The 26,438-nt window shown below is 72.0% G+C and carries 21 protein-coding genes; 11 read left to right on the top strand and 10 right to left on the bottom strand.

All coding sequences use genetic code 11. The features are described 5' to 3' along the window. Nucleotides 1-93: 93 nt before the first annotated feature. The 3 genes from R2D22_RS34250 to R2D22_RS34260 all read right to left on the bottom strand — a co-directional run bounded on the left by R2D22_RS34250 (nucleotide 94) and on the right by R2D22_RS34260 (nucleotide 4,973). A complete protein-coding gene (locus R2D22_RS34250) occupies nucleotides 94-1,224 on the bottom strand; it encodes a hypothetical protein (protein WP_318109087.1) in 1,131 nt (376 codons plus the stop codon). 151 nt (nucleotides 1,225-1,375) lie between these two features. Then, nucleotides 1,376-1,729 (bottom strand): DUF4365 domain-containing protein, encoded by a 354-nt coding sequence (locus tag R2D22_RS34255; protein WP_318109089.1) that lies wholly within the window; start codon nucleotides 1,727-1,729, stop codon nucleotides 1,376-1,378. A 352-nt stretch (nucleotides 1,730-2,081) separates the two neighbouring features. After that, entirely contained in the window at nucleotides 2,082-4,973 is a 2,892-nt protein-coding gene (locus R2D22_RS34260) for a helix-turn-helix domain-containing protein (RefSeq protein ID WP_318109090.1), read from the bottom strand. A gap of 58 nt (nucleotides 4,974-5,031) precedes the next feature. On the opposite strand from R2D22_RS34260, the gene R2D22_RS34265 reads away from it, so the two are divergent. After that, nucleotides 5,032-5,295 carry a hypothetical protein gene (locus tag R2D22_RS34265; RefSeq protein ID WP_318109092.1) on the top strand — a complete coding sequence of 88 codons (264 nt, stop codon included), beginning with the start codon at nucleotides 5,032-5,034 and terminating at the stop codon, nucleotides 5,293-5,295. A 397-nt stretch (nucleotides 5,296-5,692) separates the two neighbouring features. Here R2D22_RS34265 and R2D22_RS34270 read toward each other — a convergent pair whose 3' ends face one another. After that, on the bottom strand, nucleotides 5,693-6,115 hold the full coding sequence (locus R2D22_RS34270; RefSeq protein WP_318109094.1) for a MarR family winged helix-turn-helix transcriptional regulator: 423 nt from the start codon (nucleotides 6,113-6,115) through the stop codon (nucleotides 5,693-5,695). Nucleotides 6,116-6,278: 163 nt separating this feature from the next. On the opposite strand from R2D22_RS34270, the gene eno reads away from it, so the two are divergent. Beyond that, nucleotides 6,279-7,583, top strand: a complete 1,305-nt coding sequence (gene eno / locus R2D22_RS34275; protein WP_318109095.1) for a phosphopyruvate hydratase — start codon at nucleotides 6,279-6,281, stop codon at nucleotides 7,581-7,583. A 15-nt stretch (nucleotides 7,584-7,598) separates the two neighbouring features. Here the strand turns inward: eno and ppnP are convergent, their stop codons facing one another. The 3 genes from ppnP to R2D22_RS34290 form a co-directional block, all read right to left on the bottom strand. Further along, nucleotides 7,599-7,880 (bottom strand): pyrimidine/purine nucleoside phosphorylase, encoded by a 282-nt coding sequence (ppnP, locus tag R2D22_RS34280; RefSeq protein ID WP_318109096.1) that lies wholly within the window; start codon nucleotides 7,878-7,880, stop codon nucleotides 7,599-7,601. Nucleotides 7,881-7,984: 104 nt separating this feature from the next. Next, the gene (locus tag R2D22_RS34285) at nucleotides 7,985-9,199 is read right to left on the bottom strand and encodes a cation:proton antiporter (protein WP_318109098.1); all 1,215 of its coding nucleotides are present in this window, start codon (nucleotides 9,197-9,199) and stop codon (nucleotides 7,985-7,987) included. 86 nt (nucleotides 9,200-9,285) lie between these two features. Continuing rightward, nucleotides 9,286-11,406: an ATP-binding SpoIIE family protein phosphatase gene (locus R2D22_RS34290; RefSeq protein ID WP_318109099.1), complete on the bottom strand. Its 2,121-nt coding sequence runs from the start codon at nucleotides 11,404-11,406 to the stop codon at nucleotides 9,286-9,288. 219 nt (nucleotides 11,407-11,625) lie between these two features. On the opposite strand from R2D22_RS34290, the gene R2D22_RS34295 reads away from it, so the two are divergent. From R2D22_RS34295 to R2D22_RS34325, 7 genes are all read left to right on the top strand, one after another. Then, nucleotides 11,626-12,939, top strand: a complete 1,314-nt coding sequence (locus R2D22_RS34295) for a diacylglycerol/lipid kinase family protein (protein ID WP_318109101.1) — start codon at nucleotides 11,626-11,628, stop codon at nucleotides 12,937-12,939. A gap of 113 nt (nucleotides 12,940-13,052) precedes the next feature. Next, nucleotides 13,053-13,661: a TetR/AcrR family transcriptional regulator gene (locus tag R2D22_RS34300; protein WP_318109103.1), complete on the top strand. Its 609-nt coding sequence runs from the start codon at nucleotides 13,053-13,055 to the stop codon at nucleotides 13,659-13,661. Nucleotides 13,662-13,806: 145 nt separating this feature from the next. Next, a complete protein-coding gene (locus tag R2D22_RS34305) occupies nucleotides 13,807-15,156 on the top strand; it encodes a flavin monoamine oxidase family protein (protein WP_318109105.1) in 1,350 nt (449 codons plus the stop codon). A 199-nt stretch (nucleotides 15,157-15,355) separates the two neighbouring features. Beyond that, nucleotides 15,356-16,288, top strand: coding sequence for a hypothetical protein (locus tag R2D22_RS34310; RefSeq protein ID WP_318109106.1), 933 nt, complete (start codon nucleotides 15,356-15,358; stop codon nucleotides 16,286-16,288). A 119-nt stretch (nucleotides 16,289-16,407) separates the two neighbouring features. Continuing rightward, nucleotides 16,408-17,784: a hypothetical protein gene (locus R2D22_RS34315; protein WP_318109107.1), complete on the top strand. Its 1,377-nt coding sequence runs from the start codon at nucleotides 16,408-16,410 to the stop codon at nucleotides 17,782-17,784. A gap of 69 nt (nucleotides 17,785-17,853) precedes the next feature. Next, nucleotides 17,854-19,104 (top strand): AAA family ATPase, encoded by a 1,251-nt coding sequence (locus R2D22_RS34320; protein ID WP_318109108.1) that lies wholly within the window; start codon nucleotides 17,854-17,856, stop codon nucleotides 19,102-19,104. Then, nucleotides 19,101-20,396 (top strand): vWA domain-containing protein, encoded by a 1,296-nt coding sequence (locus R2D22_RS34325; protein ID WP_318109109.1) that lies wholly within the window; start codon nucleotides 19,101-19,103, stop codon nucleotides 20,394-20,396. Before R2D22_RS34320 ends, R2D22_RS34325 begins: the two co-directional genes overlap by 4 nt. A 63-nt stretch (nucleotides 20,397-20,459) precedes the next feature. Here R2D22_RS34325 and R2D22_RS34330 read toward each other — a convergent pair whose 3' ends face one another. The 3 genes from R2D22_RS34330 to R2D22_RS34340 are packed head-to-tail and all read right to left on the bottom strand — an operon-like array spanning nucleotide 20,460 to nucleotide 23,038. After that, nucleotides 20,460-21,383, bottom strand: coding sequence for an LLM class flavin-dependent oxidoreductase (locus R2D22_RS34330; protein ID WP_318109110.1), 924 nt, complete (start codon nucleotides 21,381-21,383; stop codon nucleotides 20,460-20,462). A 51-nt stretch (nucleotides 21,384-21,434) separates the two neighbouring features. Then, nucleotides 21,435-22,532 (bottom strand): NAD(P)/FAD-dependent oxidoreductase, encoded by a 1,098-nt coding sequence (locus tag R2D22_RS34335; RefSeq protein WP_318109111.1) that lies wholly within the window; start codon nucleotides 22,530-22,532, stop codon nucleotides 21,435-21,437. Between the two features lie 59 nt (nucleotides 22,533-22,591). Next, a complete protein-coding gene (locus R2D22_RS34340; protein ID WP_318110150.1) occupies nucleotides 22,592-23,038 on the bottom strand; it encodes a MarR family winged helix-turn-helix transcriptional regulator in 447 nt (148 codons plus the stop codon). A 139-nt stretch (nucleotides 23,039-23,177) separates the two neighbouring features. Here R2D22_RS34340 and R2D22_RS34345 point away from each other — a divergent pair, with 139 nt between their 5' ends. Both R2D22_RS34345 and R2D22_RS34350 read left to right on the top strand, forming a co-directional pair. Further along, nucleotides 23,178-24,095, top strand: a complete 918-nt coding sequence (locus R2D22_RS34345; protein WP_318109113.1) for an oxygenase MpaB family protein — start codon at nucleotides 23,178-23,180, stop codon at nucleotides 24,093-24,095. Continuing rightward, a complete protein-coding gene (locus tag R2D22_RS34350; protein WP_318109114.1) occupies nucleotides 24,077-26,437 on the top strand; it encodes a serine/threonine-protein kinase in 2,361 nt (786 codons plus the stop codon). Before R2D22_RS34345 ends, R2D22_RS34350 begins: the two co-directional genes overlap by 19 nt. Nucleotide 26,438: the final 1 nt, after the last annotated feature.

Genomic DNA, 26,438 nt, shown 5'->3' on the forward strand with positions numbered 1-26,438 from the left:
CCGGCACCACGGACATCTCGCCGAGGACTCCCGCGACGAAAATGATCAATGAAAAGTCGGTTCACGCGCTGAGCCGTTGCGGAAGAACTGGCGTTACTGCCCCAGGGACGGATCCGGCCCGAAATCGGCGACCTGCATGGTGGCCGCTCCTCCGGGTGGGCTGTTGAGCACCCCACGGACACGTACGGGGATCCCGGAGTCGTGGCAGCGGACTGCCTCGTGGTAGCCGGCGTCGGGGAGATCCATCCAGACCGTTCGGGTGCGTCGCTGGATGAGGACTTGGACGCCCACCCTGCCTGTCTCATCGTCCGGATGCCGGTTCAGGTCGGTGACCAAGCCGTAGATCACGTTCTCGCGACTATAGACACTCGTCTTGAGCTGGTCGGATACCCGTTCCACGATCGCGATGGCATCGCGGTCGAACTCGACCTCATGTGGAGTGCCGGGCGGGGCCGCCGCCACACGGGACCAGTTGAAAGTGACGTCCAGCCTGTCGACCCCGTCGCTGTTCACGACCTTCGACAGGGCTTGGCACAGTTCGTATGAGACGCCTTCCCCGATGGAATCCGTGATCTCGCTGGGCGTGGGAACCCGCTCGGCGGTCGCCATTTCCTCCAGCACGCCCAGGGCGCGGGACATGGTCGCGGTGACTCGTCGGTCGAAGAGCGTCTCCTCGACCTCGATGCCGATCTGTTCCTGTCCCCGCTCGTACACGTCCAGTGGCGACCGCGCCTGGCTGATGATGGGCACGATGTAGGAGCCCTTGCGGGTCTGTCCGAGGCGGACGTCGCGGGCCTGGTCGCGGGCGCGGGTGGGGAAATTGCGAAAGTGTCCCTGGCGGCGGATGGTGGCTGTGGCCGAGGCCACGCGGAGGCGCTTGGCGGACTGGAACAACTCGAATCCGGCGTCCAGCGGAATCGATCCGTCGTGAATGGTGGGGTGGGAGGCCCTGAGGTCCGTGACGTCGTGGAACACGGACGCGACAGCGTCCTGCACGGTCCGCGTGTCTTCGGCGCTGACTCGCGCCAGGTCCTCGACGAGCATGCGTGCACGCTTCCCGAAGTCCGGCGCTCCCGGCTTCATGGGGACGAGCACGACTTCCTCGGTCGGCCCTGGCCGGCGCCAGAGTTCGGCTACGTCACCACCGGACACGGTGGACCAGCCGGTGACCTTGAGATAGCTCCGGATCTCGTCGGACCCGAAGGGAAGCATGTCGGTAGCCATGTCAGTTCACCCTCGTGCTGCCGGACAGGAGAATGCCGCGCGCCATGTCGAACATGCCGCGCATGGACTTCACCGAGAGCTGCTGCTCCACCGGGAGACTGACTGCTGTCGTGGCGCGGCTGTCCGTCGAGCTGCGCCCGTGTAAGCAAGCTCAGTACCCGTGACAGGCGAGTACGACAGAATCGGTGTGCTGGGTGACCCAGAGCTCGAGGTTCGGCGGCACCACCAAGAGAACCAGGTGCCCAGGTGCCGAGCGCTCTGTGCTGCGCAGTTTGTCGTAGGTCTCGACATCCAGATCGAAGCTGTACCCGCCTCGGACAATGCGTGGACTCTGAGTGCATTTGAGCTGAAAGTCGATCATCAGGCCGCGATCCCGGAGGGTGACGTCCACGCCGTCCTTGTCGACGTTCCACTCGCCCACGGTGTAACCGCCTTGGGAAGCGAGTGCGTGTACGTACGCGCGGCTGATCTGTTCCTTCTGCCAGCTTGTCGCCTCGCCTGCCACGCGCCCTCCCCCTCGCTGCTTGATCGTGAGGATAGGCGCGGAGAATGCAAGTGGGAACAGGGCCTCTGGGCCTGGGTCCGCGACGGAGGGCGGCGCCACATCCTTCTCCCTCCGCGGCGTCGAGCAGGGACATGAGTCCTCGACCTGAAGTCTCTTCAGCGTAGTGACGCGGGTCGGACGGGCGGAGCAATGGCGGGCCAGACAGGGGTGTAGCACCTGCTGAGCCGCCACTATGCCGCCGACAGTGTGAGAGGGGCTCCGCCGTCTGCCGCCACCTGGTGGAGGAATCCGGGCGCCTCGGCCTGATCAACAAGACCGACTCCCAACTCATCACGCGCTCCCTCACCGAACCTCACCCACCGCCTCCGAACTTCAGGTCCCGGCGGCGGGTTTTCTTGTTCCAAGGAGGCGTCGGGCGGCCATCCGGATCCAGTCCGGATGGCCATCTCGAATCGAGGGAGAAGAACCGGGCGTTGCCTGAGTCGGCGGCTTCGCGATGGAGAGCCTCGATTTCTGCCTGCTCTCCCCGGTCGGTGTGCCGCGCAATTAGCGCGCGCAGAGCGTCGACGTTGCCGGCATCCGCTGCCTCGCGGTATACGGCTTCAGCGGCACGGAGGTCTCGGGCCCTCTCCCATGACACGGCCAGCTCCATCAAGGCGTCGTGATGTCCAAGACAGGCGGCTTCGCGGTACAGCGCCCTGGCGCTCGCCGCGTCGCCATTTCTGTCTCGCCAGCGTGCCAGTTCGTGCAACGGGTGGCGCTTGTTGATGTCTGTGTGGACAGCTTCCCGGGCGAGGGCTTCGGCCTCTGCAGAATCGCCGTTCTCGTCGTGCCATCGAATGAGTTCCCCGAGGGCGTACGGGTGCCCCGCTGCTGCGGCCTCCCGAAAGAGAGTCTCGGCGGAGGTCATGTCGCCGCCCTTTGCCCGCAGGACTGCGAGGTCGCGAAGGGCCTGGCGGCGGCAGGTTGCGCTGGCTTGTCGCGCTACGGCTTCCGCGTCTTCGTGTTGTCCGGCCCGTTCCGACAGGAAGATCAGGGCGCGTGTGGCTTTGGTATCGCCGATGTCGGCAGCCTCGCGGAAGAGAGAGTGGGCGCTCTCGGTGGCCCCGTCCTTCAAGCGGCGGATGGCCAGGGCGTGCAACGCACCGGAGTTGCCGGCGGCGGCCGCTTGCCGCGCCATGACTTCTGCGGCTTCGTGGTCCCCGGCATCCTCACGAAGCAGGCACAGTGGGTGCAGGCTGGGAACGTCACCCGTTTCGGCGCAGTACCGCAAGAGAGCCTCAGCGGCGGTTGTGTCGCCGGCTTCCTGGCGCCGCACAGCGAGAGCCCGCAGAGTCGTCGGGGATCCCGTGTCGGCCAGCGCCTGCGCCAGGGCCTCCGCGGCTGCACTGTTCCCCGACTCCTCCCGTCGCTTCACCAGACTCCGCAGGGCCTCCGTATGACCCGCTTTCGCTGCTCTGATGGCAAGAGCCTCCGCATCCTGCGGGTCCCCGGCATCGTCCCGCAGCATGGCGAGGTCGCGCAGAGCCGCTGACCAGCCGGCCTCGACCGCCTGGCGGAGCAGCGCTTCGGCAGCGGCCCTGTCCCCGGCCTCCGCTCGCCAGATGCCCATCACATGCAAACCCATGGGGGATCCGGAAGCAGCTGTGATCCGGGCTGCGGCCTCCGCGCCGTCGGGGTCTCCGCCCACTGCTCGCGACCAGAGAAGCGCTGTTTCCTTTTCGAGGTCGTGGCGTTCGTCGATTTCCCCTCTGAGACCTCCCGTCACGCCGGCACGCTCCAGCTCAGCTCGGCGTTGGAGATGGTGGGCCCACTGGAGGCGGTGACGGCTCTTGGCGGCTGCCGCCAGGCTGCTGAGGTCGTCGAACTGTGTGAGATGTGACAGGGCTGCACTCCAGAACGACGCAGGCGGACAGAGCCGGGACCGAGTGCGACGGCCATGCTGCTCCAGATAGTCGGCAAGGCGGAACACCGGACCGGTGACGCCCGACTCATCGGACGGGATGTCTCCGGGCGGACGCTGCTTGGGGCGCGTGTTGGCCGGACGCAGTGGAGCCTGTTTGCCGTGGACGGTCTCTGCCAGTTCGTCCAGAGCGTCTTGGGCCCAGTCCCTCGTGTGATGAAGGGTGACGTAGTCCTCCTCGTCGATGTAGTCGACCGCCGCCTCGGTCAGGAAGTCCTGGAGCAGATGCAGCCCCACGCCGAGACGCCGGGCGTCCATGGCCGCCTCCAGTACGGCTCTGGCGGGAGGAGACGCGGTGAGGTAGCGATGAAGCAGAAGAGGGGCCCCAGCCAGGTCCTGCGCCACTCGACCGCTTCTGCGAGCTCGTCCGAGCGCGTCGGCGAGAAGTTGATCGCCGGTCCGTGCCCGTGCGGTTGCTTCCTGGAGTGCCTTCGCATCGAAGGCATCGGGGACGTGAACGACCCGGCCAGTGAGGAGTTCGCGCACTCTGCTGTGCGGGTCCGGAAGCCCAGGGGTCGGCTGGGCGGTGTACTGACGTGCGTACTCGGGCCACAGAGTGCCCAGCACCAGTACGGGACCACGTTCTGGAGCGGTGAGCAGGGCATGGAGGGCGGCAGCGATGCGCTCTCCGTAGCTGTGGTCTCCTAGATAATGTTGGGCCTCGTTCAGCCATACGACAGTGTGCGGGCCCACATGGGCGAGCTCGTCGTGCGCCGCCTCGGCACGCGTCGGGTTGAAGGGGTGCCACAGGTGCCACCCCTTCGCCCCCAGCGGTTGCACGGCCTCCCAACACGCACGCGTCTTGCCTGTCGAGGAGGACCCGACCAGCACCACCATCAGTCGATCGCCCGACGCTGCCGCTGACACCGCTTCGGCCAGGACCCGGTCGTGGTTGCGGAGTACATATCCGGAGAGCGCAGAGCCGGGCAAGTGGCCTTCGCCGGTGCCAGCAGGATGAACCTCCAGATGATGCGGGTCCCACTCCGCGATCGGCCTTCCGATCGGTTCTGCCTCAGATACCGCTGCGTCCTCTCCGACAGCGAAGCGCCTCAGGCGCAGCAGCTCGGTTTCCGGGAGGCCCAGCGCGTTCGACAGCGAGGCCACCGTTCCGGGGGAGGCAACGGGAGCCTTGGGGTTGAACGCCTCCTGGACTGTTGTGCGGCCCAGTCCCGCGCGGGCGGCGAGCTGGGTCTTGGTCAGACCGAGCGTTGCCAAGCCGTCGTCGAGCCGCCTGCGGAGCTCGGTCAGCGCCGCCTCACGCTCCCACGTCCCATCGTTCACCCGGCAAGGCCTTTCCATGCGACCCGTTCGTAGGTGTTCATCTTCCACCGGCCGAACCATGGCGAACACAACCTCTCCGACTCTGGGATGCGTCGAAACCACCCAGCAGCTTGGAGTCGCAGTGCCCGGTCACACCCTTCTTCTGTTCGCCGCAGCGCTGGTCGTTCAATTCGCCTTGTTGGCTGCCGCAGTCGCCGGCAAGCTCGCGCGCCTCGACGGTGCCTCCTATCCGTCCGCTCTGGCCCGGGCCGCTGTCACCTTCGCAGCCGTGCTGACACTGGCGGCGGCTCTGACGTCTGCCCTCAACGCGCACATGGGGTGATCAACTGGCCGTCCGCTACACCGCGTGCCCACGACACGGCCTGCGGGACCGGCTCGGGCCGACAACTCGAGCGACCTCCTGGCCGGTCACGGCAGCGGTCGGGTCCTTGCGGCCTCGTAACGTGCTCCGGACCCGCCGGCGTGTACCGAGGGCTGGAGCCACGGGTTGCCGTCCAGCACAGCTTCTCGCCTCACAACAACACGGCGATGTGTTGTCGCGTTCATATCCTCATGACCTGCGCTGTACCAAAGTGCCAACCATTTCGCTGATTCTGCGGCTCCGGCTGCTGAGGCCACTTGGCATCAGTGCAGGTCGTGAACGTGCCCTGGTGCCAACTAGCGAGCCCGGTCACACGGTCCCGGGACCGGGACAGGTCCCGTTCCCCGGCGAGGATCTTCTAGCGTGCGGCGAGCCGCTCCAGGAGGGCGGTGCTCCGGGCGAGCAACGCCTGCTCCTCGTCCGTGAGTTCGGCCTCGATGGCCTGGGCGAGCCAACCGGCCCTGCGGCCGCGCTCGGCTTCGAGCGCGGCCCGGCCCGCGTCCGACAGCTCGACGAGCGACTTGCGGCCGTCCGTGGGGTGTGCCCGGCGCGTGATCAGGTTCTGCTCCATGAGGAGCCCCACCGACCGGGCCATGGACTGGGGTCGTACGCGCTGATCGGCGGCGAGGTCGCTGGTGGTCATGGCGCCGTTGCGATCGAGTGCGCCGAGCACCGCGGCCTGGCCCAGCGGAATACGGTCCTCGTCCTTGGCGCGCCGCAGCAGCTTGCCCATCGCGGTGCGCAGTTCTGCGGCGATGGCGGCGGCTTCCGAGGTGGGCATAGGGCACTTTACCCCGTCGGCCGGCCTGGGTGTGCAGCTGACCTGCACAGCAATGCTGTACAGCAAAACTGAACAGCATTGCTGTATGGTTTGGCCTCGTCGGGCTCAGCGCCAGCGTTGTCGCAGCCGGGGCCACGGCACATGACAACGGGGAGGAACCGCCATGTCCGCACAAGCAGTCGGAACCGTCGACGCCACCATCGAGACCGTCACCGCCCGCCGGATCATCGACAGCCGGGGCAACCCCACGGTCGAGGTCGACGTCGTCCTGGCGGACGGCTCCCTGGGGCGCGCGGCCGTCCCCTCCGGCGCCTCGACCGGAGCCCGGGAGGCCGTGGAACTGCGCGACGGAGACGCCGCGCGCTGGCACGGCAAGGGCGTCGACCGCGCTGTGGCCCACGTCAACGGGGAGATCGCGGCGTCCGTCCGCGGTCGGGACGCGGCGGACCAGACGGGGCTCGACGCCGCGCTGGTCGCCCTCGACGGCACCGCAACCAAGTCCCGGCTCGGCGCCAACGCGATCCTCGGCGTCTCCCTGGCCGCCGCCAAGGCTGCCGCGGCGGCCCACCGCCAGCCCCTCTACCGCTATCTCGGCGGCGCCGGCGCCCACCTCCTGCCGCTGCCGATGATGAACATCGTCAACGGCGGCGCCCACGCCGACAATCCGCTGGACTTCCAGGAGTTCATGATCGCCCCGGTGGGCGCGGACACCTTTGCCGAGGCCGTCCGCATGGGCAGCGAGGTCTTCCACACCCTGCGCCGCGATCTGCTGGCCGCCGGGCACTCCACGGGAGTCGGCGACGAGGGCGGCTTCGCGCCCGCGCTGCGTACCGCCGAGGAGGCGCTCGACTTCGTGACGGCCGCCATCGAGCGCACCGGCTACCGCCCCGGCGCGGACATCGGACTGATCATGGACCCGGCGTCGTCGGAGTTCTTCCGCGAAGGGGTGTACGACTACGCGGGCGAGGGGGTGCGCCGCACCCCCTCCGAGAACGCCGACTACCTGACCAAGCTCATCGACGCGTACCCCATCGTCTCCATCGAGGACCCGATGGCGGAGAACGACCTGGACGGCTGGCGCGAGCTGACGGCCCGCGTCGGCGACCGCTGCCAGCTCACCGGCGACGACGTGTTCTGCACCAACGAGACGCTGCTGCGCGAGGGCATCCGCACCGGCGTCGGCAACTCGATCCTGGTCAAGGTCAATCAGATCGGGACCCTGACCGAGGCGCTGGCCGCGGTCGCCACCGCCCACGAGGCGGGCTGGACGGCTGTCATGTCGCACCGCTCGGGCGAGACGGAGGACACCACCATCGCCGATCTCGCGGTGGCGACCGGCTGCGGTCAGATCAAGACCGGCTCGCTCTCCCGTTCCGACCGCACGGCGAAGTACAACCAGCTGATCCGGATCGAGGAGGAGCTGGGCGACTCGGCGCGCTTCGCGGGCCGCTCCGTGCTGCGCGCCTGACGGTCCGGGGCGGGGTCAGCGGTACTCGCAGAGGTAGGCGGTCTCCACCGCGACCTCGATCTGGAACCTGCTGTCGCCGGGGACCTTGAAGTGGTCCCCGGCGGCGAAGGTCTCCCACTCGCCGGCGCCGGGCAGCATGACCGCCAGGGCCCCGCTGACCACGTGCATGATCTCCGGAGCGGCGGTGCCGAACTCGTACTTCCCGGGAGCCATGACGCCGACGGTCGCCGCACCCTGCTCCTGCGTGAACGCGATCGACTTGACCGCGCCGTCGAAATACTCATTGACCGTGAACATGTGCATCCTCAGGGGAATCGGGCGGAACGGGTGGCCGGGTCATCGGTTGCCGGCCACGGGTAGGGGCACCTTAACGGGGCGGAGGCGGCCGGCGGGCCGCCCTCTCAGTCGGTCTCACGTGCTGGACCGGGCTGTTGCGGGTGCCGCGCGAACCAACGGGCGACCGGTTCCGCGGTCACTCCGTGCAGGATCACGCTGAGCAGCACCGTCGCACTGGTCATGTTCACCACGAAGTCGGCGTCCTCCTCGGGGAGTTGGACGTACGCGAGGACGGCGAAGACGATCGAGGTGACGCCGCGCGGCCCCAGCCAGCCGATCGCGGCCCGCTCGGCCCGGCTGAACACCGTGCCGGTGAGCGATGCGACCACCGGGACGAACCGGGCCACGGTCAGCACCAGCAGCGCGTAGGCGAACACCTGGAGCGCGACCCCGTCGGCGAACGCCTCCGCGGCCAGCGCGCCGAACGCGTACCAGGCCGCCAGGGCCAGCAGGTGGCTGACGTCCTGCACCAGGTCGAGGGAGTCGCTCCCGATCACGAGGACGGTGTTCGCGTACCAGAGGCCCGCCACGAACGCCGCGACGAAGCCGTTGCCCTCGACGAGGACGGAGGCCGCGTACGTCAGGAACGGCAGGGCGAGCCCCGCCAAGCGCAGGCTCGCGGGCTTGGCCCACCCGGACTCCAGCGCCCGGCGCACCACCCGGGAGGCCAGATACCCGAGCACGCTGCCGACGATCGCGGCGTACACGGCGCCCTGGAGGGCATTGAGGAGCAGGTCGCCGAACGTGTCGCCCTCGGCGGAGACGAGGTTGGCGACGCAGAAGACGAAGAGCGGCGAGATCAGACCGTCGTTGAACCCGCCCTCGATGTTGAGCGCGGCCCGCACCCGCAGCGGCATGCGCTCGTCGCGCAGGATCATCAGGACCGGCGCCAGGTCCATGGGCATGACCACGAGGGCCGCGACCGCGAGGAGCCACCAGCTCCTGTCCGGGAAGACCAGCGCGCCCGCCAGCGTGGCGAGCGCGACGGAGGCCGGCAGGGCGATTCCGAGGAGTCTTCCCTCGCCGACCGGGCCGCGCAGCCGGGCGTAGTCCCGCGCCTCGGTGGCGTCGGTGAACAGCATCACCGCGAGCACGAGTTCGATGGCCCGCTGGAAGGTGTGGGTGTCCACGTCCAGAGGCACGACCGGGTGATCGAGACCGCTGAGGAGGATGCCGGCCGCGGCGAAGGCGATCGGAGCGGTGATGCTCCACCGTGCGAGCCGGTCGGACACGACGGTCCACAGGAACAGCAGGGTCAGCAGGACGAGGATGGCAATCACGGCGGCTCGCTGAGACGGGAGAGGGGCAGAGAGGGCGGGAAGGCCGGGGACGGAGGGGGAGCGGCCGAGGCGAAGGGCGTCCGGTTTCAACGCGGCAGCGCCTGCTCGGCCCAGATGACCTTTCCCTCGCGGCCGTGCCGCGTGCCCCAGCGCTCCGCGAGCTGCGCGACGAGGAGCAGGCCGCGGCCGCCCTCGTCGAAGGTGCGGGCCCGGCGCAGGTGCGGCGCGGTGGCGTTCGCGTCGAAGACCTCGCAGGTCAGCGAGGACTGACGGATCAGACGGAGCCGGATGGGGGGCTTGCCGTAGCGGATCGCGTTCGTCACGAGCTCGCTGACCATGAGTTCGGTACCGAAGGCCAGGTCCTCGAGTCCCCAGGCGGACAGCGTCTCGGAGGTGAACCGCCGGGCCCCGGAGACCGCGGCCGGGTCGGAGGGGAGGTCCAGCGTGGCGACGCGGCCGGGGTCGAGTGCCAGGGTGTGTGCCACCAGCAGGGCCACGTCGTCGGCGGGACGGCCGGCCAGCAGCGCGGCGAGAAGCCGGTCGCAGACCTCTTTCGGCGCCCCCGGCGCGCGGCCGAGGACGTCGCACAGGGTGGTGCGCGCGGCGTCGACGTCCTGCGCCCGCCGCTGGATGAGGCCGTCCGTGTACAGGGCGAGCAGGCTGCCAGCCGGCAGTTCGAACTGCGCGGTCTCGAAGGGGAGTCCGCCCAGGCCGAGCGGCGGCCCGATCGGCATGTCGAGGAAACGGGCCGACTGCGGGGCCCGGTCGCCGCCGCCGGGGACGGCGGGGGTGGCCAGGGCCGGCACCACGTGTCCCGCGCTCGCCAGTGAGCAGAGCCGGGAGACCGGGTCGTAGACCGCGTAGAGGCACGTGGCGCTGAGCTCGCCGTCCTCCCGTGCCTCCTCGCGCTGGAGCCGGATGACGACGTCGTCGAGGTGGGTGAGCAGTTCGTCGGGCATGAGGTCGATGTCGGCGAAGGCGCGCACCGCCGTCCGCAGCCGGCCCATGGTGGCGGCGGCGTGCAGCCCGCGGCCGACCACGTCACCCACCACCAGGGCCACCCGGGCCCCGGACAGGGGGATGACGTCGTACCAGTCGCCGCCCACGCCCGCGCGGGAACCGCTGGGCAGATAGCGGGCGGCCGCCACGACGGCGGACTGTTCCACCGCGTGCGGAGGCAGCAGACTGCGCTGCAGGGTGAGTGCGGTGGAGCGTTCGTGGGTGTACCGGCGGGCGTTGTCGATGGACACCGCCGCCCTGGCCGCGATCTCCTGGGCGAGGAGGAGATCGTCCTCGTCGAAGGGTGGCGCGCTCTCGTCGCGGAAGAACTGGACCAGGCCCAGGGTGTCCCCGCGGGCCAGCAGGGGCAGCAGCAGCGCCGAGGGGAAGTGGGAGGCCTGTGCGGCGTGGAGCAGGCCGGCGCGACCCGTGGCGAGCGCGCGAGCAGGCTCCGAGCCGGTCGGATAGGTGTGCGTACGCCCTTCGGCGACGGGCGACTCGACGGGCGACTCGCCCGATACCGAGCGCTGGGCGACGCGTCGGAGCAGGGGCGGATCCGTCGGTGTCTGCGCCCCCTCGCCCTCGTCGTCGAGGACGGAGTCGAGCAGGTCGACGGTGACGAGGGCGGCGAAGTCCTCGGTGCAGACGTCCGTCAGCTCCTGCGCGGTCCGGCCGACGTCGAGCGTGCTCCCGATCCGCAGGCTCGCCTCGTTCGTCAGGAGGAGCCTGTGCTGGAGCCGGCGGTCGCGCTCCTCCTGATAGGCCGCGACGACGTGCGCGGAGCCGCGGTCCACGTAGGCGAAACCGGCCTCCATCAGCCGCATCGCAGCGGTGTTGATCAACTCCGGGTCGTCGGTGAACCGGGGGATCTCCGCCTGCATCATGTGGAGCAGGCCGAGGTGGCCGAGCCGGTACGCGCGCAGCAGCGTGGTGATCGGCACGCCGATCCGGGCGTACCGGCGCGCGACCTCCGCGGCCTGTGGCGGCGCGGTGAACTCCGTGGTGTCGATGCCGTGTTCGAGAACGTCCAGGAACGCGGCGACATGCCCGGTCGTCTCCTCCGACACGAGGGCGGCGATGTCCTCGTCCAGTGACGGATCGGGAAGCTCGCTGCGGATGCGCCGCAGCAAGACGTCGGCCGACTGGTTCGTCCGTGGCCGGAGCTCTTGCGCCACCCGCCGCAGGAACGCGTCGACATCGGTCCCCATAGGGAAATTGTGCGGAAACGGGCGGCTGCCTGCCACCGGGGGTGCTTGCCGATACTCAAACATCGCACCCAAAGTAAACTCAAACCAGAGTCGAAATCTACTTGACCGGCTTTCTGTGTCCCAGGCCTCCCTTTCGGCCGGGATGCCGTCGGGTCCGGGAGGGCGCAAGGTGGGTCTCGGACCAGGTCGAGAGGTGGTGCGCCCCATGGGAGGTGGCGAATGACGAGGCCCGGCGGGGGTGCGGGCGCACGGCTGTCGGCGCGCCTTGCCGTGCTCGCGGCGGCCGGTTCCCTGGTCGTGCTGATCCTCTCCGTGCGGGAGGGCGGGCTCGAGGTCGTCGCGGCCGGCCTGCTCGGGCTGGTCCTCGGCGCGGCAGGCCTGTGGTGGTTCCTGGTCCGCCGCGGTCTGCTGCGCCTGCTCGGGGCGCTGGTCGCGATCGCCGCGCCCGCCGGAGTCCTGGTCTTCTACGCGTTCGACGGCCTCTGGCGGACGGCGCTGGTGCTGATCCTGTGCTGGGGCGTGGCGCTCGTCTGCGCGCGGGACGCGCTGCGCAGGGCGCGGCCCGAGCGGTCGCAGCGGGCGGTCGTCGCGTCCCGGCCGAAGCGGCCGTTCCTCATCATGAACCCGAAGTCGGGGGGCGGGAAGGTCGGCCGGTTCGGGCTGGTCGAGAGGGCGGAAGCCCTGGGCGCCCGGGTGGTCCTGCTCGACCCCGGCGCCCCCGCCGACGTGGCCGAGCTGGCCCGGGAGGCGGTGACCGAGGGCGCCGACCTGCTCGGCGTCGCCGGCGGCGACGGCACCCAGGCGCTGGTCGCGGCGGTCGCCGCCGAACACGGGCTGCCGTTCCTCGTCGTCTCCGCCGGTACCCGCAACCACTTCGCCATGGACCTCGGCCTCGACCGCTCCGACCCGACACGGTGCCTCGACGCGCTGACCGACGGTGAGGAACTGCGGATCGACCTCGGCGACGTCGACGGCCGACCCTTCGTCAACACCGTGTCCTTCGGCGTGTACGCCGACATCGTGCAGCGCCCCGAGTACCGCGACGACAAAGCCGGGACGGCCCTGGCGCTCATGCCGGACCTGTTGGTCGGGGAAGGGGTCCGACGACTCGACGCACGGATCGACGGCACGGCGCTCTCCGCCCAGCAGGCCCTCCTGATCAGCAACAACGCGTACGAGTCGCCCGACGAGTTCACGGGCGGCGCCCGCAGGCCCAGGCTCGACGACGGGGAGCTGGGCGTGCTGGGAATCAGGGTGGAGGGTGCGGCGGAGGCCGCGGACCTGGCCGTACGGGGCTCCGAGTCCGACGCGCTGACGGTCACGACGGCGCAGCGGGTCGAGGTGACCACCGACGAGGCGGAGATCCCGGTGGCGGTCGACGGCGAGGCGCTGCGGATGCCCACGCCCGTCGTGTGCACCCTGCGGCCGGGCGTCCTGCGGGTCCTCGTACCGCGCGACCGGCCGGGCGTCCCGCCTCCCGCGCCGCGTGTGGACTGGCGGAAGGTCGTCGAGCTCGCCTTCGGCCGGTCCTGACACAGGGTGCCGGTCAGGCGGAGTGGGCTCCCCGGCGGACGGTGACGACCGGAGTTGCCCCGGGGGAGACCTGGCGGGGATGCTGTCGGTCACACGACCGAGAAAGAGACGCAATGCCCTACGTCGAAGCATCCGTCCGCCGCCGGCAGCTGGTGGCCGCCGCCCGCATCGCCCTCGCGAGGGACGGGGTGCCGGGCACCTCCCTGCGCGCGGTCGCGGCCGAGGCCGGGGTGTCCCTCGGCACCATGCAGTACGTGTTCCCGTCCAAGGAACTGCTCCTGCGCGCGGTGATCGAGGACGTGGTGAACGAGATCGCGGAGGTGCTCCGGGAAGCGGCCGACCTGGGGAAGGGTCTGGAGCACGCCGTGCGGCAGGCCCTCGTCGGCTTCTGGTCGCAGCTGGTCGTCGGGCGGACGGACCTCCAGGTCATGCAGTACGAGCTGACCACTTACGCCCTGCGTGCCGCGGGGCAGGAGAGCCTGGCCCGCTGGCAGTACGAGCGGTACTGCGCGGTCGTCGCCGAATGGTGCCAGCGGGCCGCCCAGGAGGCCGGCGAGACGTGCGCGGTGCCGTTCGGCCGGCTCGGCCGGATCGTGGTGGCGACGCTGGACGGCCTGATCCTGCAGTACGTGTGCGATCCGAACGACACGCGGGCGCGTGAGGACCTCGACGCGGCGATCGAGATGATCGTCTCGCTCGCGGCTGTGCGGCGGAACGCCTAGGGGTTGTCCGTGGCGTCGCCCGACCCCTTCCTGCGACTCGGTCGCCCGTATTAATTCAACCCGTCGAACCCTTGTCGACGGCTGAAAGCAGGAATACCGTTCCTACGTATTCAGTCAAGCGACTGACTTACTCGGAGGGTGCGAGATGACCGACGTGGACGTTGTCGTGGTGGGCGCCGGGCTGGCGGGGCTGAGCGCCGCACGCTCTCTGGTGGCGGCGGGCCGGACCGTGGCCGTGCTGGAGGCCCGTGACCGGGTCGCGGGCCGAACCTTCGGAGGATTCCTCAACAACGGGGTTCCGGTGGAGCTCGGCGGTCAGTGGGTCGGCCCCACGCAGGACGTCGTACTGCAACTGATCGAGGAGCTGGGCCTCGAGACCTTCCCCAGCTTCGACGAGGGCGAGGCGATGACCGTCTACGACGGCAAGGTCGTCCGGTACGCCGACGAGACCTTCGGCCTTCCCCCGGAGACGGCCATGGAGGTCGGCCGACTGTGGGAGCAGCTGGAGATCCTCGCCTCGACGGTGCCGACGGAGGCGCCGTGGACGGCCGAGGGCGCCGAGGGCCTGGATCGGCAGACGCTGGACGGCTGGCTCGTCGCGCACACCGAGGACGACGTCGCCCGACGGTTCTTCCGCCTGCTGGTGCCGACCCTGTTCTCCGCGGAGTCCCCCGAACTCTCCCTGCTGCACTTCCTCTTCTACATCAGGTCCGGAACGAGCCTTCAGACGATGATCGCCACCACCGGGGGCGCCCAGGAACGGCGTGTGGTCGGCGGCACCCACCTGATCAGCGAGAAGATGGCCGCCGAACTCGGCGACGCGGTCCGGCTGAACCACGTGGTCCGCACGATCCGCCAGGACGAGGACGGCGTTGCCGTCGAGTTCGAGGGCGGCAGCGTCACGGCCCGTCGCGTGATCGTCGCCCTGCCCCCGACGCTGGCGGGACGGCTCCGGTACGTCCCCGCGCTGCCCCCGCTCCGTGACGGGCTGACCCAGCAGATGCCCGCCGGATCGGTGATCAAGTTCCACATCGCCTACGACACGCCGTTCTGGCGCGCGGAGGGACTGAACGGTCTTGTCCTCAGCGTCGACGACGCGTTCGGCGTAGTCCTCGACAACTCCCCGCAGGACGCCTCCTGCGGGGTGCTCGTCGGCTTCCTCGAAGGCGCCCACGCCCGCAAGGCGTGTCTGCTGACCGCGGCGGAGCGCCGCGAACTCGTCGTCGGAGCCCTGGTGAAGTACTTCGGCCCCCGGGCGGCCCACCCCTTCGACGTCGTGGAACAGGACTGGAACGCCGAGGAGTTCACCCGAGGCTGTTACGGCGGCCGGTTGGGCGCCGGTGCCCTGACCCAGTACGGCCCGGCCCTCTCCGCGCCGGTCGGCCGGATCCACTGGGCCGGCGCCGAGACCTCCGAGACCTGGAGCGGCTACATGGACGGCGCCGTCCGCTCCGGCCGCCGTGCCGCGGACGAGATCCTCGCCGCTCTCTCCTGACACCCGCCCGACCCCCTACCCGGCGGCGCCGTGTGGGTGGTCCGGGGTGCGGATGTGCGGTGGGCGTCCTTCACTGGAATGAGGACGTACCCACCGCTGGAGGAGACATGGCCCCTCGCCGCAGGCGCCGGGCCGCGGGCCCGTGTACGGCGACCGGGGGCGCCGCGCCGGCCGCCGGGGCCGGGAGGGCGCTGATGCCTTGACCGCCGACTCCGCCGGGGATCACCTCCTCGCCCGGTCCCTGCTGCGGGAGATCCTCGCCGACCCCCAGAGTCTCCCGGAGATCCTCGCCCTGTTCGCGGTGCGCCGGCTCGGGCCCGTGGCGCGCCGGAAGGTGGCCGCGCTCCCCGCCGACGAGCCCGCCGAGCTTCGGGCCCGGGTGGTGACCAGGGGCACCCGGGCCGCCGTGACCGAGGGTGCCTTCGTCGGCGGCCCGTTCATGGTCCTCGTCCCGGTCGCGTTCTGCGCCGCGCTGCTGCGCCAGACCCGCACGATGCTGGAACTCGCGGCGCTGGACGGCCGCGATCCGAGGACGCGCGAACGCGCCGCCGAACTCCTCGTGATCCAGGGCGTCCACGACGACGTCGAGCAGGCCGGAGCGGCTCTGGACGCCCGCGAGGGCACCCGGAAGGACGACCCGGCCGAAGTGCACCGGCACGGATTCGCGGCGCTCTGGAACCTGGTTCCCCGGATGGCTCGCCTGCTGGGGGTGATCACTCCCGGCCAGGAGCTCGGGGCCCACCCCCGGCTCGTCCAGGCGGGCCGGTGGCTGCTGCTGGTCGCGGTCATCCTCACGGGCCTGGTCGCCCCGCTCGTGTGGCTGCCGTACATGGCGATGTCGTACAGGCGCGGCACGGCCGACCTCATGCGCCGTGCGACGCTCTTCTACTTCGCCGAACCCGTCTCCGCCCCGCGCCGGCGCTCGCGTCTGTCCCCGGGGGCCGTGGCCGGCGCCGCGCGCGTCGGCCTCTCGATCCTGCTCCCGGTCCTCATGATCACGGGGGTCCTGGCCGCCGATCTGCGCCTGGCGGGCAGCCACTGGCCGGTGCTGGGGATCGTGCTGACGGTGGGGTCGCTGGTGGTGGGCGCCGCGTGGCTGCGGTGGCACAAGCGGCGCGACGAAGAAGAGTGACGGTCCCGTTCCCGTCACGCTCAATTGACGTGACCCGGAGCCGGGTTCGTGGTTACGATGATCGCGATGACTACCTCTCTCGCCAGATTGGGGGCCCCCTCTTCGCGAAGTGAGTGCTGATGCTCACCGACCACGCGAACGGGGACACCCGGCTTTCCTCCTGGTCGCGCGTGCGCGAGTACGCCGTGCCGACCTCCATGATCGAGACCGCGACCGCCCGCCGACACGTCGGTGACTGGGCGGGGGCCTGTGCCGCCGCGGGCTTCGACGTAGACCTGGACCTGCGGGCCGTGGCGCATGCCCACGGTCGCGCGTTCGCGTCCCGAGTACGCTCCGATCTGCGGCACTTGGCGCCCGACCTGCTGCGCTGGCACATGCCCAGGATCGCCCCGGACGGACTGCTGCGCCCCGGACTGACCGTCCCGCTCGCCCGGTACGACGTGCCGGGCCGGGACGGGCCGAGACCGGTGCAACTGGTGGTCCGGACCGTGCCGGCCTGGGCGGACGCCGGGCAGCGGATGAGCCTCGCCCTGTGGGACGGGACACGGGCGGACGACCTCGTCGCCCGCCATCCGCATCCCCGGCCCAGCCGAAGGTTCCGGTTCGACCTGCACCGGCACCTGTGGGACGCCCGCAGGACCGACGAGCTGCCGCTCCGGTCCGGGGCCGGCCTTCCGTCGGAGGGCGACGTTCCGCCGGAGCTGCGGCGCTGCGCCGTGCACCGGTGGGCAGCCGAGGCCGGGATCCTGCTCCGCGCCGACGGGCACGCCGACGGTCCCGTCGCCGTGCGCGTCGGGAGCCGCCGGCTGGTCCTGGAGACGGGGGCCTCCGGCCCGCGGATCTCCGACGGGCCTCCGGGCGGCCACGGTGCCCCGCTGCCGCTCCTGCCGGACGCGGCCACCTGGGTCCTGCCCGACCTGGAGCTGATCCGTGCCGGTGCGATCGAGGCCGACCGGCTGCACCCGCTGGTCGCCGCCGCCCTCGTACCCGGGTGGTCGACGTCCGACGGCCCGTCCCGTACGACGGACCGGGCGGGGGAGCCGCGCATCGTGGAGTGCCGGGGCGCCCGGCACCGGATCGGGCTGGTCGACGGCGTCCTCTCCGCGCTCGACCACGACCCGGCCGAGATACGGCGGGAGGAGCTGCTGGCCGCGCTGTCCGGCACGCCGCTGCCCTGCCTCCGGGCCATCGACGACGCGCACCGCCGCCCGGACAGCCTCACCGGCGTCCGTGAACGTCTGGACCACGGCGACATCGCCGGGGCCCTGTCCGTCGTCGAGGGACTGCTCGGCCCCGACGCGACACTGCGCGACGGACCGCTCCGGGACGCCCTGGAAGCCGCCGTGGAGCGGCGGGTCACGTACGGGCTCTACCGGGCCGGTCTGGTCGGCCCCGCGCCCGGACCCGCCCGTCTGCCCCGGAAGCGCGTCGGCAGGCGTCCCGCCCACCCGCGCGGCGATCGCCGTACCCGCCCGCGCAACGCCGCCGGCGCCTGACGCGGGTCCTCGGCCTGCGCACGCACCCCACCGTCTTCTCGTCCCTTCCCACACGCCCAGGTGATCTCTTTGGCCACATTCGCCCCGTCCGTGCCTGCCCTCCGGCCCCTCGCCCCCTCCGCCTCCCAGCTCGATGTCGCGGCCGATCTGCTCGCGCTGCTGCGCGACACGCGCACCGAACCGCGCCCCGACGACCGGCTGGAGGCGCTCACCCTCGCCGTCGCCGCCGACCTGCCCGTCCTCCTGTGGGGCGAGCCCGGCATCGGCAAGACCTCGGCCCTCACCCAGCTCGCCGACTCCCTCGAACTCCCGCTCACCACGGTGATCGCCAGCGTGCACGAGCCGTCCGACTTCTCCGGCCTGCCCATCGTCGGGGACGATCCCGCGCAGCAGGGCGTGCCGCTGGCCCCGCCGGACTGGGCCGTCCGCCTCGTGCGGGAGGGCCGGGGGCTGCTGTTCCTCGACGAACTCTCCACCGCGACCCCGGCCGTCCAGGCCGCCCTGCTCCGGCTCGTCCTGGAGCGCCGCATCGGCTCGCTCCAATTGCCGCCCGGCGTCCGGATCGTGGCCGCCGCCAACCCGCGGTCCTCGGCGGCCGACGGCTGGGAGCTGAGCGCGCCGCTGGCCAACCGCTTCGTGCATCTGCAGTGGACCCACGACCACGAGGTGGTGGTGCGCGGCCTCGGCGGGACCTGGCCCCGTGCCACGCTGCCCCGGCTCGACCCGCAGCGGCTCCCGGATGCCGTGGACCGGGCCCGGCGCGCGGTGTGCGGGCTGCTCGACGTCCGACCCGCGCTCGTCCACCGGCTGCCCGGCAGCGAGACGCGCCGAGGCGGCCCCTGGCCGTCCCCGCGCAGCTGGGACATGACGGTGTGTCTGATAGCCTTCGCGACCGCGGCCGGCTCCTCACGGGACGTGCTGTCGCTGCTCGTCCGGGGCACCGTCGGCGACGGTCCGGGGCTCGAACTGCTCGCCTGGCTGGACCGGATGGACCTGCCGGACCCCGAGGAACTGCTCGCGGATCCGGAGAACGCCGAACTGCCCGAGCGCGGCGACCGGCGTCAGGCCACGCTGGAAGGGGTCGTCGAAGCGGTCAAGGCACGTCCGAGCAAGGAGCGTTGGGACGCGGCGTGGGCGCTGCTGGTACGAGCCCTGGAAACCGGCGCGCCGGATCTGGTCGTCGTCCCCGCGACCACACTCGCCGCGCTGCGGCAGGAGGAGTGGGACGTGCCGGACGCGATCGAGCGGCTGGCCGGCGCGGTGTCGGTGTCCCGCCGCGCGGACCGCTCGGTGGCCCGTGCGGTGACGGCGGGCCGATGAGCGCGGACACCAGCGTGGGCGTCGGCGCGGAGACGGGCGGAGCGGAGGGCGGGACTCCGGGCCCGTCCGCGCCCCTCGCCCTGGACCGGGAGAAGCTGTTCGCCGCCCGGCTGCACGCCGTGAAGGTCCGGCCCTACCTCGCGACGGCGCTCTTCGCGCTGCACGTCGTCGAATCGCGGCGGGTGCCGACCATGGCCGTCGACCGGCACTGGCGGTGCTACGTCTCCCCGCACTTCGTGGCCCGGACGCCGGTCGAGGAACTCGCCGGGGTGTGGGTGCACGAGGTGGCGCACCTGCTGCGCGACCACCACGGGCGCGGCGACCGGGTGGCGAAGCAGCGTGGGCTCACCGGTGCGGGGGACCGGCTGCGGATGAACATCGCCGCCGACTGCGAGATCAACGACGACGTCTACGGCGACGGGCTGGCGCAGCCGGAGGGGGCGGTCCTGCCGAAGCTGCTGGGGCTGTCGGAGGGCGAGCTCATGGAGGACTACCTGCGCCAGTTCCGGCTCGGGCCGTGGCTGGACGACATGGCCGCCTGGCTGGACTGCGGCAGCGGCGCGGACGGGCTGGAGCGGGAGTGGGACCTCGGCCCGGACGGCGCGCACGGCCTCAGCGAGCAGGAACAGGACGAGGTCCGCTTCCGGGTCGCGCAGGGGATCACCGGCCGGCCGGGAGACGCCCCGAAGGGGTGGCGGCGGTGGGCGGAGGAGGTCTTCCACCCGCCGCAGCCCTGGCGGGAGTTGCTGGGTGCCGCGCTGCGCTCGGCCGCCTCCGGCTCCGGCGGGGGCACCGACCACACGTACGGCCGGCCGTCGCGCCGCTCGGTCGCGCTGCCCGGGATCGTGCTGCCGAGCCTGCGTCGTACGCCGCCCCGGGTGGCGGTGGTCATCGACACGTCGGGGTCGGTCAGCGACACCGAACTCGGCAGCGCGCTGCTGGAGGTGACGGCGATCTCCCGCGCCGTGGGCGGCCGGAGCGATCTGGTCACCGTGCTGTCGTGCGACGCGGCCGCGCGGATCGTGGACCCGCTGTGCACGGCCGAGGGGATCCCGCTGCTCGGGGGCGGCGGCACGGACCTGCGCACCGGGTTCGCGGCCGCCCTGCGGACCCGTCCGGACGTCGTGGTCGTCCTCACGGACGGCCAGACGCCCTGGCCGGAGGCCCGGCCGTACTGCCGCACCGTCGTCGGCCTGTTTCCCAGGCCGCGCACCGGCTCGTCGTACGAGAACGACCCCGACTACCGACCGGACCGGCCGCCGGACTGGGCGCGCGTGGTCGAGATCGGCTAGGGCCCGTCCGGCGGTCCCGGACGCCGGCCCCGGACCCGAGGCGGCCGGCGGTCGGTCCGCCCGTCAGCCGCGCTCCTTCGCGACCGCCTCGCGCACGGCCGGGGCGACCTCCGTGGCCCAGCGGCCCAGCGTGGTGAGGTCCACGTGGCCGTAGTCGTTCGCGAAGAGGACGAAGCCCGACGCGCCGTGCTCCAGGACCGCCCCGGTCAGCTCCTCGACCCACTGGTCGACGGAGCCGCCGATCCAGCGGCCCTGGTCGTCGCGGGTGGCGGTCAGGGGGCGTTCGGTGATGCGGCCGGGGAAGTTGAACACCGTGCGGATCTCGCCCGGGTCGCGGCCCACCGCGGCCGCCGCCGCGTCGATGACCGGGCGCGACTCCCGGTAGCGGTCGCTGAGCCAGTCCGCCGCGTGGCCGGGGATCCAGCCGTCGGCGACGCGGCCGGTGGCGGCGAGGGACTTCGGGCCGACCGACCCGGTCCACACCGGAGGCGCGGCCACGGGTGAGGGCTCGATGCCGGCCACCCGGTAGAAGCGGCCGTCGTGGGTGACCGGCGGGCCGCCGCCCGCGAGGGACTTGATCAGGACGATCGCCTCCTCGAAGGCGGCCACCGCGTCGGCGGGGGAGAGCCGGTCCACGCCCATGGCGGTGATCCGGTCCCACAGCCCGCCGACACCCAGGCCGAGGACGACCCGGCCCTCGGAGAGCGCCGACAGCGAGGTCACCGTCCGTGCCAGCATCGGTGCCGGGCGGGTCGGCAGATTGCTGACGTTGGCGAAGCCCGCGATCCGTTCCGTGCCACCGAGGACGAAGCCGAGCGTGGCGTACGCGTCCACGCGGTCGCCCAGGTACGGATGGTCCGACAGCGAGAAGAGATCGAGCGCGTCGCGGTCGGCCTGCCGGGTCGTGCGCAGCAGCTCGGGCAGGTCGCGGAGCCCGGTGGGCGCCCCGAAGCCGAAGGCGAGCGGCGGAATCTTCTGTCCGGTCAACGTTCTGCCTTTCCAGGGGTGTTCACAGCGGTCCTCGGTTCACCGGAGCACTCAGGAGCCGGCGGTGCCGAACATCTCGGCGAAGCGGCCGGTGAACAGGTCGCCGCCCTTGTAAGCGGAGACCGTGTCGGACGTGACGACGTTCGGGCCGTCGGGGGAGGGCAGCTGGCCGACGCCGCCCCGGGTGCCGAGCGGCAGCAGGATCATCGGGTCGGTCGCGGGCTCGTAGACCGCCTCGGGCGTCTCGCCGCGCAGCTGCGCGGCGATGTTCCGTGCCACGACCTCGGCGTGCTGCATCGCGTACCCGGCCATCTTCGCCTCGGCGAGGTCGGTGAGGTCGCCGACCGCGTACACGTGGTCGTGGCCGCGGACGCGCAGCGTCCCGGTGACCGGGACCTGGCCCTGCTCGGTGCGGGTGGTGAGGCGGCCGTCGGCGAGGAAGTCGCTGTTGATCCGCAGCCCGTGGGCGCGGAACCAGATGTCGGCGGTGATCTCGTCGCCGTTCCCGGTGGCGACCGTGAAGGTCCCGGCCCGGCCCGGCTCGGTGGCCGGCGGGACGGTCAGGCGGGTGCCGAGGCGCAGCCGGACTTCCTGCGCGTCCAGCTGGCGGTGCAGGTCGTCCCGAAGCTCCGGCTCGAAGCCGGGCAGCAGCTGCTCCGCCGGGTCCACCACCGTGATCTCCTTGTTCGGCCAGACCTCCCGGATCTCGCCCGCGAGTTCCAGACCCACCGGCCCGGCCCCGAGGATCAGCACCCGCTCCGCGCCGTCCAGCTCCTTGTGGCTCCGGCGGAGGTCGTCCAGCGCCTCGGCGGTGGCGTCCGACGCGGGATTGGCCGGGTAGCTGTAGCTGGAGCCGGTGGCCAGGACCAGATAGTCCGCGTCGACGCGGCGCCCGGAGGCGAGGGTGACGCCCTCGGGGTCCACCGAGACGGCGCGGTCGCGGATCACCTCGCCCCGGGCGAGCAGGGTGTCGAACGGGAAGAACGCGTTGTCCGCCCAGTCCGGCCGGGCCAGGGCCCGGAGCGAACCGGCCACGTTGACGAACGCGTCCCGCGGATCGATCAGGACGACATCGGCCTCGGAGTCCAGCGCCTTGGCGACCGCGGCCCCGCCGTAACCCCCACCGATGACTGCGACTGTACGACTCATGTTGGTGCTCCCCACAGACAAAGAGTTGCAGTTCGTGTCACGAACCATATTAGTTCGCGTCACGAACTGCAACCCTCGTTCGGCTCCGTGAAGCGCGCGGGGGCCTCGTTGTCGCGCACGACGCGGCCGAGCAGCGCGACGAGCGTGGCCCGCTCGGCCGCACCGAGGGTCGACGGCAGTCGCTCGATCCGCCGGCATGTGCCGCCGTAGAACTCCTCGGCCAGGGCGGTGCCTTGGGGTGTCAATGCGACGCGCACGGCGCGCAGGTCGTCGGCGTCCTGCTCGCGGCGGACCAGTCCGTTGCGCTCGCTGCGGTCCACGAGTCCGGTCAGGCTCGACTTGGCGAGGCGCAGTACCGCGCCCAACTCGCCCATGCCGTACGGTCGGGCCATCAGTGCGCAGAGCAACTGGCCCTGCTGTGGAGTGAGTTCGTGCTGGCGGGCGGACTCGGCGTAGGCGGCGTTGACGAGGAACGCGGTCCGCACCAGAGCGGTCGCCATGGCCATACGGTCGTCGTCTCCATGCTTTCCCACCCGGCCACGCTAACATTTCGCACGCAGAAATTCGCGAAGCGAACTACTCGTTTCCAGGGTTCCTCGGCCGTGCGCCGGTTCCGGACCCGCCCCGGGCGGGAAGGAGCCCGACGTGAACCCCGAAGCGACGGCGCCCCGCGCCGCAGACCCCGGCCTCTTCGGCCCCGACTCCGTGACCTGGCAGCTCCACGGCGACCCGGTCATGTGGATCGCCGGGGTCCGCGCCCTCTACCTCCAGGCCCTGCACCCCCGTGCCGTCCGGGGCGTGATGATCAACAGTGACTTCAGGAAGGACGCCTGGGGCCGCCTGCTGCGCACCGCGAACTTCGTCGGCACCATCAGCTACGGCACCGCCGACGCCGCGGAGGCGGCCGGGGCCCGCGTCCGCAAGATCCACCGGCTGCTCGGCGTCGACGACCCGGAGCTGCTGCTCTGGGTGCACTGCGCCGAGATCGACTCGTACCTGAACGTCGCCCGCCGTTCCGGCATCCCGCTGACGGACGCCCAGGCCGACCGGTACGTCGACGAACACCGCACCTCCGCCCGGCTCGTCGGCCTCGACCCGGACCGGACGCCGGCCGACACGGACGAACTCGACGCGTACTTCGTCGCCGTGCGCCCCGAGCTCGCCGCCGGCGAGGACGCGCGCGTCGTCGACGACTTCCTGCGCCGGCCCCCGATCCCGCCGCTGCTCGTCCCCGCCCGCGCGGTGATCTGGCGGCACGTCGCGGCCCTCGCGTACGACACGCTGCCGCCGTACGCCCACGAGTTGTACGGCCGTCCCGCGCCGCCGCCCGAGACCGTCACCCACCGGCTCGTCGCCACGGCGAACGCGCTCCGCAGCATCCCCGCCCGGCTCCGCTGGAGGTTGCCGCCCGGTCACATCTTGAACGCGATGGCGCGACTCGGGCCCGCCACGCGGCCCGCCCCGTTCAAACTGCACAGGCAGGCGGCCATACTGGACGGGCCGGGGAGGGCGCAGCAGCTTAGCGACGGGGGCGACAGCACGCGATGGCGGAGACCAGGCTGATCCAGAGCCGGTACCGGCTGCTCGAACAGATCGGGCGTGGCGGCATGGGCGAGGTGTGGCGCGCGACCGACGAGGCGCTCGGCCGCAGCGTCGCCGTCAAGTGCCTCAAGCCGCTCGGGCCGCAGCACGCCCGCGGCGACGACAACTTCGTCAAGGTGCTGCGCGAGCGCTTCCGGCGCGAGGCCCGGGTCGCGGCCTCCCTCCAGCACCGCGGCGTCACCGTCGTGCACGACTTCGGCGAGTCGGACGGGGTGCTCTACCTGGTCATGGAACTCCTGGAGGGGCAGAACCTCAGCCAGCTCCTGGAGCAGAACAAGCAGGCCCCGCTGCCCGTCGCCGACGTCGTCGACATCGCCGAACAGGTCGCCGACGCCCTCGCGTACACCCACCGCCAGGGCATCGTGCACCGCGACCTGAAGCCCGCGAACATCATGCGGCTCACCGACGGCGCCGTGAAGATCTGCGACTTCGGGATCGCCCGCCTCGGCGCCGACATCGGGTTCACCTCCCGCCTCACCGGCACCGGCATCGCGATGGGAACCCCCCACTACATGTCGCCGGAGCAGATCAGCGGGTCCGAGGTGGACCACCGCAGCGACCTGTACTCGCTCGGCTGCGTCCTCTACGAGATCGCCACCGGCGTCCCGCCGTTCGACCTCGACGACGCCTGGGCGGTGCTGGTCGGCCACCGTGACACCCCGCCCGTCCCGCTGCGCGAGCACCGGGCCGAACTGCCCGCGTTCCTGGAGCGGATGGTCCTCGACCTGCTCGCCAAGACCCCCGAGGGCAGGCCCGGGGACGCGTCCGAGCTGTGCGGCCGGATCGCCGCGGCCCGCTCCGGCCCGGTCCTCGTCGACCCGCACGCGCACCAGGGCGCACACCCGCACCCGCACGCGCACCAGGGCACACACCCGTACCCGAACCAGGCCCCGCACCCGATCGCGCACGTCCACTCCGCCACTCCGTCGCGCGTCCGTCCACAGCCGGCGCCGGGCCACGCGCCCCACGAGCCCCGGCTCCCCGACTGGACACGCGGCATGACCACCGGTCACAAGGCCGCCGGGGGCACGCTGGCCGCGCCGCGCCCGACGCCGTACGACCCCACCGCCGGCCTCACCGGCGAATGGACCTCCCCGGGCATGCCGCCGCCGGTCCAGCTGCCGGGCGCGGCCCGCGTCGAGCGCCCCACGCCGCCGCCGGAGCTGCTGTCCGTGCTGGCGAGCCGGCACAACGCGGGACTCAGCCTCGGCCGGCTCGGCCGCTGGGACGAGGCCGGCGAGGTGCACCGGGCCGTCGCGGAGGACCGCGAGCGGGCCCTCGGCGCCGACCACCCCGACACGCTCACCAGCCGCTACGAGGTCGGCTTCACCCTCAGCCGGACCGGCCGCGCCGATGACGCGCTGCGCGAGTTCGCCCGCGTCGCCGACGGCCGCGAGCGGACGCTCGGCCCCGACCACGCGGACACGCTCGCCGCCCGCCAGGAGACCGCGTACGTTCTTGGCCGGCTCGGCCGGTACGCCGAGGCGCACCAGGTGTACGCGGCGGTGCTCGCGTCCCGCGAGCGGACCATGGGGCCCGACCACCCCGACACGCTGCGCTGCCGCCACAACCTCGCCTTCAACCTGGGCCGCCTCGGTCGCCTGGACGAGTCGTACCGCACGGCCCAGGAGGTCGCCGACGCCCGCGCCCGGCTGCTCGGCGCGACGCACCCCGACACCCTCGTCACCCGCTACGAGGTCGCCTTCACGCTCGGGCAGCTGGGCCGCTGGGCGGACGCGCTGCACACGTACCGCGAGGTCGCGGCGGCACGCGGCGCGGTGTTCGGCGCCGACCACGCGGACACCCTCGCCGCGCGGTACGAGGTCGGCATCTGTCTGGGCCGCCTCGGGCGCAGCGGGGAGGCACTGGAGTTGTACCGCGACCTGGTGGCCGCGCGGACGCGGGTGAACGGCCCCGCGCATCCGGAGACCCTGCGCGCGCGGCACGGCCTCGGCGTGAATCTGGGCCGGCTGGCACGCTGGGAGGAGGCCCTGGAGGAGTCCCGGGACGTGTGCGTCCTGCGCGAGCGGGTGCTCGGGGCCGACCACCCCGACACGCTGGTGTCCCGCCGGGAGGTCGCGGTCGGCCTGGGCTGGCTCGGCCGCTGGGCCGACGCGCTCTCCGCGTACCGCCAGGTCGCCGAGGCCCGCGACCGGGTCCTCGGCCAGGCCCACCCCGACGCCCTGGCCAGCCGCAACGACGAGGCCCACTGCCTGGAGCAGCTCGGCCGGCACGCCGAGGCCGTCGACCTCTACCGGCGCGTCGCCGACCTGCGACGCCGGCAGGGCAGCCCGACGGGCTGAC

It is taken from the genome of Streptomyces sp. HUAS YS2 (assembly GCF_033343995.1).
GTDB classification, from domain to species: Bacteria; Actinomycetota; Actinomycetes; order Streptomycetales; family Streptomycetaceae; genus Streptomyces; species Streptomyces solicathayae.